Source organism: Nonomuraea sp. NPDC049655 (assembly GCF_044465465.1).
Lineage (GTDB): Bacteria > Actinomycetota > Actinomycetes > Streptosporangiales > Streptosporangiaceae > Nonomuraea.
Genome location: NZ_JBITLS010000015.1, coordinates 195,386 through 207,091, shown reverse-complemented (window position 1 = coordinate 207,091; position 11,706 = coordinate 195,386). Strand labels below are relative to the sequence as shown.

General features: G+C 70.1%; 10 protein-coding genes. 4 read left to right on the top strand and 6 right to left on the bottom strand.

What is annotated here, in order from left to right:
- Positions 1–78: 78 nt before the first annotated feature.
- Complete coding sequence (locus tag ACIBQ6_RS40065; RefSeq protein WP_357702386.1) at positions 79–1,146, bottom strand: BMP family ABC transporter substrate-binding protein; 1,068 nt, start codon at positions 1,144–1,146, stop codon at positions 79–81.
- 289 nt (positions 1,147–1,435) lie between these two features.
- Between ACIBQ6_RS40065 and ACIBQ6_RS40060 the strand changes: the two genes are divergently transcribed.
- Entirely contained in the window at positions 1,436–3,316 is a 1,881-nt protein-coding gene (locus ACIBQ6_RS40060) for a Xaa-Pro dipeptidyl-peptidase (protein ID WP_397218368.1), read from the top strand.
- 47 nt (positions 3,317–3,363) lie between these two features.
- Here ACIBQ6_RS40060 and ACIBQ6_RS40055 read toward each other — a convergent pair whose 3' ends face one another.
- A complete protein-coding gene (locus ACIBQ6_RS40055; RefSeq protein ID WP_358282379.1) occupies positions 3,364–4,587 on the bottom strand; it encodes a M20 family metallopeptidase in 1,224 nt (407 codons plus the stop codon).
- 486 nt (positions 4,588–5,073) lie between these two features.
- Here ACIBQ6_RS40055 and ACIBQ6_RS40050 point away from each other — a divergent pair, with 486 nt between their 5' ends.
- Positions 5,074–6,465 carry a peptide ligase PGM1-related protein gene (locus ACIBQ6_RS40050; RefSeq protein WP_358282377.1) on the top strand — a complete coding sequence of 464 codons (1,392 nt, stop codon included), beginning with the start codon at positions 5,074–5,076 and terminating at the stop codon, positions 6,463–6,465.
- On the opposite strand, the gene ACIBQ6_RS40045 is transcribed toward ACIBQ6_RS40050, so the two are convergent.
- The gene (locus ACIBQ6_RS40045) at positions 6,437–6,667 is read right to left on the bottom strand and encodes an SCO4848 family membrane protein (RefSeq protein WP_352326812.1); all 231 of its coding nucleotides are present in this window, start codon (positions 6,665–6,667) and stop codon (positions 6,437–6,439) included. The genes ACIBQ6_RS40050 and ACIBQ6_RS40045 overlap by 29 nt on opposite strands.
- 198 nt (positions 6,668–6,865) lie before the next feature.
- Here ACIBQ6_RS40045 and ACIBQ6_RS40040 point away from each other — a divergent pair, with 198 nt between their 5' ends.
- Positions 6,866–7,858, top strand: coding sequence for a D-alanyl-D-alanine carboxypeptidase (locus ACIBQ6_RS40040; protein ID WP_358282376.1), 993 nt, complete (start codon positions 6,866–6,868; stop codon positions 7,856–7,858).
- A gap of 25 nt (positions 7,859–7,883) precedes the next feature.
- Here the strand turns inward: ACIBQ6_RS40040 and ACIBQ6_RS40035 are convergent, their stop codons facing one another.
- Together ACIBQ6_RS40035 and ACIBQ6_RS40030 are read right to left on the bottom strand one after the other, a co-directional pair.
- Complete coding sequence (locus tag ACIBQ6_RS40035; protein WP_397218367.1) at positions 7,884–8,894, bottom strand: YihY/virulence factor BrkB family protein; 1,011 nt, start codon at positions 8,892–8,894, stop codon at positions 7,884–7,886.
- A gap of 34 nt (positions 8,895–8,928) precedes the next feature.
- Positions 8,929–10,209: an amidohydrolase family protein gene (locus ACIBQ6_RS40030; protein ID WP_358282372.1), complete on the bottom strand. Its 1,281-nt coding sequence runs from the start codon at positions 10,207–10,209 to the stop codon at positions 8,929–8,931.
- Positions 10,210–10,270: 61 nt separating this feature from the next.
- On the opposite strand from ACIBQ6_RS40030, the gene ACIBQ6_RS40025 reads away from it, so the two are divergent.
- Complete coding sequence (locus tag ACIBQ6_RS40025) at positions 10,271–10,777, top strand: MarR family transcriptional regulator (protein WP_352362035.1); 507 nt, start codon at positions 10,271–10,273, stop codon at positions 10,775–10,777.
- 57 nt (positions 10,778–10,834) lie between these two features.
- Here the strand turns inward: ACIBQ6_RS40025 and ACIBQ6_RS40020 are convergent, their stop codons facing one another.
- The gene (locus ACIBQ6_RS40020; RefSeq protein ID WP_387669096.1) at positions 10,835–11,695 is read right to left on the bottom strand and encodes a haloalkane dehalogenase; all 861 of its coding nucleotides are present in this window, start codon (positions 11,693–11,695) and stop codon (positions 10,835–10,837) included.
- Between the last annotated feature and the right edge of the window lie 11 nt (positions 11,696–11,706).

Genomic DNA, 11,706 nt, shown 5'->3' with positions numbered 1-11,706 from the left:
ATGGGGGGCGGACGGGGCGGATAGCCAGAAGGCCCGAAGTGGGGACTCCGGGCCCTCGGTCGTCCGTTCCTACCCAGATTACGGCTTGGACGGAACCGTGATTTTGCCGTCGACGATGTCCTTCTTGGCAGCGTCGAGCTTGTCCTTGATGTCGTCGATCTCGCCACCGGTGGTGGACAGGCCCACACCGTCGACCTTGAGGTCGTAGACGGTGTTGCTGCCGCCCTTGGCGCCGCCCTGGAAGGCCTTGACGAACTCGAAGACGCCGACGTCCACGCGCTTGAGCATCGAGGTCATGATGACCGACTGGAGGTCGGTCTCCTTGACCGTCTGGCGCTGGTCGGAGTCGACGCCGATGGCCTTCTTCTTGGCCGCGGCCGCCGCCTGGAACACGCCGAGGCCGGAGTCGCCGGCGGCGTGGTAGACGATGTCCGCGCCGTCCTGGTACATCTTCTCGGCCGCGACCTTGCCCTTGTCGGGGGCCTTGAAGCCGGAGAAGTCACCGTCGGGAGTGAGGTACTTGATGTCGATCTTGATGTCCGACTTGACGGACTTGGCGCCCATCACGAAGCCCGCCTGGAACTTCTTGATCAGGTCGTTCTCGACGCCGCCCACGAAGCCGACGTGGCCGGCCTCCGACTTGGTCGCCGCGGCGACGCCCGCCAGGTAGGAGCCCTGCTCCTCGGCGAACAGCAGGCCGGTCACGTTCGGGCCGTTGGAGGCCGAGTCGACGACGGCGAACTGCACGTCGGGGTACTCGGCGGCGGTCTTCTTGATGTCGTCGCCGTAGGCGAAGCCGACACCGATGATGGGGTTGTAGCCCGCGTCCGCGAGCTGGCGCAGCAGGTCGCCGCGGTTGGAGCCGTCAGCGGCCGGGCTGAGCTCCTTGATGTCGGCGTTCAGCTCCGTCTTGGCCTTCTCCAGGCCGGCGTAGGCGGCGTCGTTGAACGACTTGTCGCCACGGCCGCCGACGTCGAACGCCAGGCCGACCTTCAGGCCGCCCTTGGGGGCCTCGCTGCTGGCGCCGGAGCTCGGCTGCGTGCTCGCCGAGGTGCCTCCGCCCTCGCCGCCACAGGCCGCGACTGCCATGAGCATGACGCCGGCTACCGAGCCGACGGCAATCCTGCTGAATCGCTTGCCGAGCAAGGCGACTCCCTTCCATTTCCTCGCCGTCGAACTTCATCGCAGGCGCGAAGAAACGTACGGCACCTGCACGGAAGATAGTTGCTTGACCAGGGCAGACCAAACCGGCACACAGGGTCGCAACCTCTCCGTTATCGACATCAAGCGCGTCCGTGACCTGAATCTGGGTTCAAGCACTTGGGACGGCCCCCGGAAGATTTTGCCCAAGTTTGGTATGGAAGGGGCCCTTGCCGAGCGGTCGATCATGGCAGAGATTCCGATCAACGGTGGAAATTTCGTATCGGAGCCCCGTATGCAGCCTTGGAAGACACTGGCCGTACCGCTGGTCGCGATCCTCGCCGTGACCTTGGGCGGGCCCGCCCCGGCGACGGCCGCCACCCCCACCCTCAAGATCGAGAACAACGCCACCCAGCCCGTCTTCTCCCGCGCCGACGCCGTCAAGCAGACGGTCTTCGTCGAGGTGGCCGGGACCGACAGCGACGACGACGGGCAGCCCGACCGCGTCGCCATGGACATCCTGCGCCCCAAGGAGACCGACCAGGGCCTGAAGGTCCCGGTGATCATGGAGGCCAGCCCCTACTACGCCCCCGGCAACGACGTGCCCAACCACCCGGTGGACGTCGACGCGAACGGCAACCCGCTGCCCACCCTGAAGTCCCTGTCGAACAAGCTCGCCGGCGAGCCCTTCGACGGCTACTACGACAACTACTTCGTGCCCCGCGGCTACGCCATCGCCCTGGTCGAGAACGTCGGCAGCGCCCGCGCCACCGGCTGCCCGTCCACCGGCGACCGGAACGAGACGGCCGGCCCGAAGGCCGCCATCGACTGGCTGAACGGCCGCGCCCGCGGCTTCGACGCCGACGGCAACGAGGTCAGCGCCACCTGGTCCACCGGCAAGGTCGGCATGATCGGCGTCTCCTACAACGGCACCCTGCCCAACGCCGTCGCCTCGACCGGCGTCGAGGGCCTGAAGACGATCGTGCCGATCGCCGCCATCTCCAGCTGGTACGACTACTACCGGGCCAACGGCGGCGTCCTGGCCCCCGGCGGCTACCAGGGCGAGGACCTGGACGTCCTGGCCAAGTTCGTGCTGACCAGGGACCGGGGCTTCGAGGTCTGCGGCGCCAAGATGGACGCGCTGACCGCGAGCCAGGACCGGATCACCGGCGACTACGGCCCGCTCTGGGACGCCCGCAACTACCTCAACGACGTGGACAAGGTGAAGGCCAGCGTCTTCCTCGTGCACGGGCTCAACGACTGGAACGTCAAGACCAAGCAGTTCGCCCAATGGTGGTACGCCCTGGCCGAGCGGCACGTGCCGCGCAAGATCTGGCTGCACCAGGGCACCCACATGAACCCCTTCAACCTGCGCACCGCCGAGTGGCTGCGCCAGTTGCACGGCTGGTTCGACTACTGGCTGCAGGGCGTCGACTCGGGCATCATGCGCGAACCGCAGGCCGACGTGGAGATCGGCGTCGGCGAGTGGCAGCAGCACGCCTCCTGGCCGCTGCCCGGGGCCACCACGGTCGCGCTGCACCCGGCCGCCGGCGAACGGCTCGGCCTGCTGCCCCGGCCGCTGTCGCCCGCGGAGTCCTTCGTGGACCAGAGCGCGCGGTCGGCCGAGCAACTGGTGGAGGCGGCCGGGCCGGACCCGAACCGGCTGGCGTACCGGACCGGCGAGCTGCCCGCCGACGTGCGCATCTCCGGCACGCCGACGGTCTCGGTGCGGGCCTCGTTCAAGGACGGCGCCTCGCCGTACCTGACGGCGTTGCTGGTGGACTACGGCACCGACGTGCGCCCGGACGGCACCCTGCTGTCGACCGGCCAGACCTACTGCTACGGCGAGGGCGTCCCGGGTGACACGGGCTGCACGACGCTCAGGCGGCTCGGCACGGCGACGACCGCGTACAAGATCGTCTCCAGAGGGTGGCTCGACGTGCGCAACCGCCACCGCGCCGACCGCACGCAGCCGCTGCGCCCCGGCAAGGAGTACACCTTCACCTGGGACTTCCAGCCCAAGGACTATCTGTTCAAGAAGGGCCACCGGCTGGGCCTGGTGATCATCTCGACCGACCGCGACTACACCCTGCGTTATCCGGCGGGCACCCGGGTCACCGTGTCGCCGGGGCACTCGTCCCTGCGGCTGCCGGTGGTGTTCGGCAGGCTCGGCTGACATGCCGACGGCCCGCCGCGCGACGCGGCGGGCCGTCGGAGCGGCGCTCAGGCCATGGCGTTGCTGATGGAGTCGATCGGGCCGACGTCCCACAGCGCGGTCAGCGCGGTGGCGGCCATCACCCGCACGCCCATCGCGATCGCCTTCTCGTCGACGTCGAAGGTGCCCTGGTGGATGTCGTACGTGACGCCGTCGGGCGAGCGCGTGCCGAGCCGGGCGAAGGCGCCGGGGATCGACTCCAGGTACCAGGCGAAGTCCTCGCCGCCGAGCGACTGCTGGGTGGGCACCACCGCGCCCGCGCCGAGGGCCCGCTCGGCCGCCTCGGCCAGCATCTCGACGCTGACCTCGTCGTTGACGACCGGCGGCACGCCGCGCGTGTAGTCCATGACGGCCTCGACGCCGTACGCGCCGGCGACGGACTCCAGCAGGGCCTTGATCAGGTCGGGGGCGGCGTGCCAGGCGTTCTCGTCGAGGCAGCGGATCGTGCCCTCGGCGATGCCGTCGTCGGGGATGGCGTTGGCCGCCGAGCCCGCCTCGACCCGGCCCCAGACGAGGCTGAGCGAGGAGCGCGGGTCGATCCGGCGGGAGAGCGCGGCGGGCAGCTCGGTGAGGATCTTGGCCAGGGCGAAGACCAGGTCGGCCGTCAGGTGGGGACGGGCGGTGTGGCCGCCGGGGCCGGAGACCCTGACCACGATCTTGTCGCAGGCCGAGGTGATCGGGCCGCTCCGGAGACCGAGCTGGCCGACGTCGACGCGCGGGTCGCAGTGGAGGCCGAAGATGCGGTCGACGCCGCTGATGCCGCCGTGGGCCATGACCTCAAGGGCGCCGCCGGGCAGCTCCTCGGCGGGCTGGAAGATCAGCCGGACCCGGCCGGGCAGCAGCCCGGCGGCGGCCTGCTGGGCCAGGAAGATCGAGGTGCCGAGCAGAACGGTGGTGTGCACGTCGTGCCCGCAGGCGTGGCACGCGCCGGGGACGGTGGAGCGGTAGGGCACGTCCTTCTCGTCCTGGAGCGGCAGCGCGTCGATGTCGGCCCGCAGCGCGATGGTCGGCCCGTCGCCGCTGCCCACGTCGCAGATGAGCCCGGTGCCGCGCGGCAGCACCGACGGCGTCAGCCCCGCGGCGGTCAGCCGGTCGGCGATGCGCTGGGTCGTGCGGTATTCGGCGAAGGCGAGCTCAGGATGCATGTGAAGGTCGCGACGGAACGCCACCAGCTCCTGCTCGATCTCCGCCAGGAACGCGTCCAGCTCTCCCCGCAGCTCACGTCCCCGCATATGTCACCATCCATCCCGTCGAGGCCGCGCGTCCCACGCACGGACGTCGGCTCATAACGCTCTCGAAAAAGTCCATCCTGCGGCAGCCACCTGGTTGAGGCGGCCGTTCGGCGAATCAAAAGCCACACCCGTAGGTTTCGGTGCGAGATCGTCAGCACGGGCTTCGCGTTCATCGGTCGCAGCAGCCCGGGTGCACGGCGGTAAGCCGCGAGCCCGGTGGCGATGCTTCTGACTTTATCGCTCCCGTGCGCCTTCGCGCCGACAGATACACCAAAAGTTGGCCGACGGCATGCCCGTAACCGCAGGTGGTCACGTTCCGCACATGCCTACCTGATCCGGAAAATAGTCACAAGGGATCATTAGATGGTGACCCGATGTCGCCACTTCCAAACGTGCTCACCGATTTCGAATCCTGTCACCTTCTGTCATGGTCATGACACTTTGGCGCTTGCTGCATTTGTGAAGAATGCGTGTTTCACTCGCTATATGATCACTAATATCCCGTTCGGGGAGAAGTATGCCGGGTTGAGCATCTTCGAGCCGAGCGAGGGGACCCTGGTGGTCGTACCCTCGCTCTCCCTGCCGCAGGACGAGCTGCGCCGCATCACGGCAGCCCGATCGTACGAGGAGCGCCTGCTCTTCCTCCTCCTGACGCTCCGGGAACCCGGGGTCAAGGTGATCTACCTCTCCTCCGCGCCGATCGATCCCGACATCATCGACTACTACCTCGCCTTCCTCCCCGACCCGGACGACGCCGCCAAGCGCCTGGAGCTCATCAGTCTCGACGAGCCCTGGTCGCAACCCCTCACCCGGACGCTGCTGCGCCGACCCGACGTCCTCGACCGGTTACGGTCGGCGATCGACGCCGACACCTGGCTGGTGCCGTTCGTCCTCAGCGAGACCGAGGAGGAGCTGGCCGCGTCACTCAACGTCCCCATCTACGGCCCCGCCACCGCGCTGGCCTACTACGGCTCCAAGAGCGGCGCCCGCGAGGTCGGGCACGAGGCCGGCGTGCCCATGGCGCGCGGTTTCGGCGACGTGCACAGCATCATCGCGATCGACGAGGCCATCGACTCGCTCCCCGGCGAACGGGTGATCGTCAAGCTCAACGACGGCTACTCGGGCCTCGGCAACGCCATCGTCGACAAGGCCGACCGCTCGCTGACCCGATTTTCGGCGGCCGGGGAGACCTGGACGAGCTTCACGACGAAGATCAGGGAACGCGGCGCGGTGGTGGAGGAGTTCATCGAACATCGCCCGCTCTACTACCCGAGCGCCCTGGCCCGAATCACGCCCGGCGGGCACGCGGCCGTGCTGGCCACGCACGACCAGGTGCTCGGCGGCCCCAACAACGACGTCTACCAGGGCTGCACGTTCCCCGCCGCCCCCGAGTACCGGCACGAGGTGGGCGAGTCGGCCGAGCGCATCGCCGCCATCCTGGCCGAGCGGGGCGTGGTGGGCCTGTTCGGCATGGACTTCTTCGCCCTCAAGGCCGACGCCGGGTACGCCGCGCTGCTGTGCGAGATCAACCTGCGGATCGGCGGCACGACGCACCCGTACGGCGCGGTGGTGCTGACGACCGGGGCCAGGTACGACCCGGCCACCGGCCTCCTCATGGCCGGGGACCAGCCGAAGTACTACACCGCGACCGACAACTGCTCCTCCTCCTGCCTGCGCGGCCGCACGCCGGGCGAGGTCATGCGGACCGCCCGGCGGCTCGGGATCGGCTTCGACGCCGACCGGCGCACGGGCAACGTCTTCCACCTGCTCGGCGCCATCCCCGAGTACGGCAAGCTGGGCTTCACCTCCATCGGCGACTCGCGCGAGGAGGCCGACGAGCTGCACGCGCTCACCCGCCGCCTTCTCTGCGACGCCTGATCCCCGCCTCCCGCAGTCCGCGCCACCCGATCACCGCCAGCACCGCACCGAGGATCACGTTGACCCCGATCAGGATCCCGTGCACGACGTAGAAGCCGGTGGGATGTCCGTCGGCCAAGTTAAACCCGAGGTTGATCCACTCGACGATCATGAACACGCCGAGGATGACGAGGAAACCGGCGATCTTTGGTGACATGGTCATCTCTCCAGTATCGAAGGCGGATCATCCGGGGAATGTGTCGCCACATGGGCATTCACACGGAGCTACGCTGAGACCGCCATGTGGACGAAATTTGTGCCGGTTACGGCACTTCTCGCCGCGGTCACGCTCACGAGCGGGACCGCATCCGCCGCCCCGGCGACACCCGTCGGCGGTGACGCGCTGGGAAGCCGTGGGCTGGTGCAACCCCAAGGCGTCAAGGCGCCCCCTGAGAGCAAGGCTACTTCCTACGTCATCGCGGACGTGGAGACGGGTCAGGTGCTCGCCGCGAAGGACGCGCACGGCCGCTACCTGCCGGCGAGCACGCTCAAGACGCTCACGGCGCTGACGCTGCTGCCGAAGCTCGACAAGAACCGCAGGGTCCGGCCCAGCCAGAACGCCTGCAACCAGGAGGGCACGGCGGTCGGGCTGACGCCCAAGATGACGTACAAGGTCGACGACCTGTTCCGGGCGCTGATGATGTCGTCCGGCAACGACGCGGCCATGGCCCTGGCCGAGACGAACGGCGGCGTGGCCCAGACCATGCGCGACATGAACGCCGAGGCCAGGCGGCTGCAGGCGTACGACACGGTGGCGAAGACCCCGAGCGGCCTGGACAAACCCGGGCAGAGCAGCTCGGCGTACGACTTGGCGCTCATCGCCCGCGCTGGCCTCGCAAACCCCGATTTTCGGCGATATATCAGTACAAAGGTTGCCAAGTTTCCGGCACCCAAGGACTACTACGAGATCAGCAACCACAACAAGCTGCTCTGGCGCTACCAGGGCATGATCGGCGTCAAGAACGGCTGGACGTCCAAGGCGCAGGGCAGCTTCGTCGGCGCGGCCACCCGCGGCGGCCACACGATCCTCGTCACGATCATGCGGCACGAGGGCTACTTCTGGGACGAGGTGGCCAAGCTGCTCGACTGGGGCTTCACGGTCAGGGGGAAGGCGACCCCCGTCGGGCGGCTCGTCGAGCCGGTGCCCGAGCAGGTGCGGGCCGCGCCGCAGGCGTCGGCGCCGGTGTCGCGGGTGACGCCGGCCGCCCAGCCGCCGCTGCTGGACACGGCGGCCTCCAAGCAGACCGACTCCACCCGGACGGTCGGCTCGGCCGTCATCGGCGGCGGCCTGCTGTTCGGGCTCGTCTGGCTCGGCTTCGGCATCCGCCGCAAGCGCAACAGGTCCCGCCTCTGACGCCAGGGAGCGCGTCAGGGCCGGCTCAGGGCTCCGAGGTCGGGTGCGGGGTCGTGCCCCTGCACTCGGGGCCGGCCGCCTGGCCCGGGTCGGCCGCCGGCACCCCCAGCGGGTCGCCGATCGACGGGATCGGCGACGGGGACGGCGGCGGGCACAACCCCGTGGTGGACGTCCACGCGGCGGCCAGCAGCACGAGCCTGGCCGAGAAGTTCATCCACACCAGCAACCCCACGATGGCGGCGAACGCGCCGTAGACGGGGTTGCTGAGCGTGGTGCTGAGCAGCAGGCTCGCCACCTGCTTGAGCAGCCCGAACCCGATCGCGCCGAGCAGCGCGCCCCTGACGATGACCTTGAACGGCTCGGCCGGCTTGGCGACCCAGCCGAGCAGGATCACGAACAGCACCCAGTCGGCCACGACGCTCGCCACCACCACGAAGATCCGGAACGCCTCGGTGCTGAGCGGCGAGTTGTCGCCGAAGACGTGGTCGAGCACCTTGTCCGTGACCGTGGTCGCGGCCCCGGACACCAGCGTGGACACGACCAGCGTCGCCCCGAGCAGGATGACCGAGATCAGGTCGCGCAGTTTGCCCAGGAAGTAGTTCGGGGGCGGCACGGTGGTCATCGACATCTCGCGCAGCGCCGCGCGCAGCGCGTCCATCGCGCCGAGCCCGGCGTACAGGAGGCCGAGGAGGCCGATGATGCCCGCCGTCGTCCTGGCGCCGGCGATCTGCTCCAGGTTGAGGTCGGTCGCCATGCCGGGGAGCCGTTCGTTGATGGCGGTCTCCAGCGCCTCCCTGGTCGCGCTGCTGGCGTCGAGGGTGTAGCCGAGCACCGCGTACCCGAGCGCGAGCAGCGGGAAGAAGGACAGGAACGAGAAGTAGGTGACCGAGCCGGCCAGCCGGTCGCCTCCCTGGAGCTGGTAGCGGCGCACGGCTCTGACCAGGTGGTCGATCCACAGCCTGCGGACCCGCCAGTGGTCGAGCGTCGCCCGGCCCCAGGCGCGCAGCGACGCGATCCGCTCGTTCAGAGTCGCCATCACGCCCTCACCCCCGCCCGCCGGAGGCGAACGATCACCTCGTCACGGCGTCGGCCGATTCTGTCAGTGACGCGAGGACCGCCGCCAGATCCTGGTGGAGCATCTGCCCATCTCGCTTGACGACACGCCCGCCGACCAGCACGGTTTCCACGACACCGGGGTCGGCGTTGAGCACGACGGCGCCGATCGGGTCGTGCGCCGCCGCCATGCCGAGGGTGTCCGTGCGCAGCAGTTGCAGGTCGGCCTGCTTGCCTGGTCGCAGCGAGCCGACGACGTCGCCCAGGCCCACCACCTCGGCCCCCTCGACGGTGGCCATGCGCAGCACGTCGCGGGTGGTGAAGCCCATGCCGCCGCCGTCCGGCCGGCCGCGCTCCAGCAGGTACGCCGCCCGCATCAGGCTGAACATGTCGCCCGGCGCGCAGCTCACCGTGTCGATGCCGAGGCCGGTCGGGGCGCCCGCCGCCCTGGCCCGCCCGCTGACCGGGTAGCCGAGGCCGAGCGTCATCTCGTCGACCGGCGAGACCGACACGTTGCCGCCACTGGCCGCGACGCGCTTGAGGTCGTCGTCGGTGTAGCTGTTGGCGTGCACGTACGTGGTCCGCGGCCCGAGCAGGCCGTTCGCCTCCATGAACGCCAGGCCGCGGGCGGCGCTGTCCGGGCCGCCGACGCCCATGTGCACGGTGACCGGCAGGTCGAGCTCGCGGGCCAGCCGCCATTCGGCCAGCGCGTGCTCCTCCGCCACGATCTCCGGCCCGAGCGCGGCGACGACCATGGTGACCAGGCCGCCGCCCGCGCCGAAGTGCTCCTCGTGCACCCGCAGCCCCTCGCGGACGAGCCCGCCCGGCTCGCCCCCGTGGCACCAGCCGAGCACGGCCCTGATCCCCGACTCACGCAGCGCCCGCACGGTGGCCTCGGTGTGGGCGGGCGAGAGCTGGATGTGGGACCAGTCGAGCAGCGTGGTGATGCCGGTGTCGAGGCATTCCAGCGCGCCGGCGAGGTTGCCCGCGTAGACGTCGGCCGGGCGGTGGGCGGGGGCCAGCTCGCCGAGCACGCGGCTCAGGTAGCCGTCGAAGGCGACGTCGGGGGCGACCGCCCTGATGCCGGCCTGCCAGGTGTGCCGGTGGGTGTCGACGAACCCGGGCAGCACGATCCGCCCGGTCGCGTCGATCACCTCGGCGCCGGGGACGTCGGGCAGGCCGGGGCCCACCTCGGCGAGCACGCCGTCCTCGACGCGCACGTCGACCTGGCCGAGCACCACGGGCTCGGGCTCGGTGTCGATCACGGTGCCGTTCTTGATCAGCAGAGTGTTTCTCATGGCGAAAAGCTTCTCATTAAGCTTTTCGAAAAGCAATCTGACGATGGGTATCCTCGGTGGCGTGAAACCGGATGAGATCGACGCGATGGTGCCGCGCTGGGTGGAGTCCGGGCTGTCGTCGTCGCTGATCGCCGGTCTGGAGCTGAGCAAGCGCCTGTCCCGGCTGCACCTGGTCTTCGAGCAGGCGATCAAGGCGGAGCTGGCCGAGCTGGGGCTGACCTACGCCGAGTTCGACGTGCTGGCCGCGCTCGCCCGCACACCCGCGCCGCACCGGATGAAGCCGAGCGAGCTGTCCAAGGCGCTGCTGCTCACCTCGGGGGGCACCAGCAACGTGCTCCAGCGCCTGACGGCCGCGGGTTACGTCGAGCGGGAGGCCAACGCGGGCGACGCGCGCAGCCGGTGGGTGCAGCTCACGGCCGAGGGGCGCCGGGTGGCCCTGGCGGCCCTCGACGCCTCCTCGCGGGCGCACGAGGAGGTGCTGGCCGGAGTGCCGGAGCAGGACGTCAGAGCCGCCGCCGACGCCCTGCGCGAGGTGCTCGCCCTGGTCGGCCGCCGCCGCTTCCGCTAGCCCGCCGGTCCGCCGGCCCCCGCGCGGATCCGCCCGTCAGGCCGCCGGACGCGCCCGCTAGCTCGCGCGCAGGGCGTGGCGGTCGGCCCAGGAGCCGATCGCCGCCGCGATGGCCTCCGGCTGGTCCTCCGGGGCGTGGTGACCCGCCGGGCCCAGGTGCTCGATCTCCAGGGCCGAGATGGTGCGGGCGCACCAGTCGAGCACCTCGCCCTGGATCAGCAGGGTCGGCGAGGAGTCGAAGGTGAGCAGCAGCTTGGGCACCTCGTCGCTGTCGGCCAGCCACTTGTCGTAGCGCTCGACGGCCTCGGCCACGTCGGCCGGGTCGCCGTCGAGCGGGATCGAGCGCGCCCACTGCAGCAGCGGCCGGCGGCTCTCCCTGGTCGCGTACGCCTCCAGGTACGGCCGCAGCTCCTCCTCGCCCAGCGGGTTCAGCACCCCGCCCGTGTACGCCGTCCGCACCAGGAAGTCGTCGTCGAGCACCAGGCGCTCCCCCGCCTCGCTCCTGATCAGCTCGCTGCGGGCGCGCGGCCCCTCGCCCAGCTCGCTCCAGCTCATCGGCCGCACGATGGTCTCGAAGAAGGCCACCCCGCGCACCCGGCCCGGATGCCGCGCCGCCCAGTCGAAGGCCAGCGCGCCGCCCCAGTCGTGGCCGACCAGCACGACCTCCTCCAGGCCGAGCTCGTCGAACCAGGCGTCGAGGTAGCGGGCGTGATCGGTGAAGCGGTAGGCGAGGTCGGGCCGCCCCGAGCGGCCCATGCCGATCAGGTCGGGCGCGAGCAACCGGCCGGATCCCACCCCGGGCAGCACGTTGCGCCACAGGTGGGAGGAGTTGGGGTTGCCGTGCAGGAAGACGATCGGCACGCCCTCCCCCCGGTCCTCGTAGTACATGGTCGAGTCCAGCACCTCGGCAACAGGCATGACACGTCTCT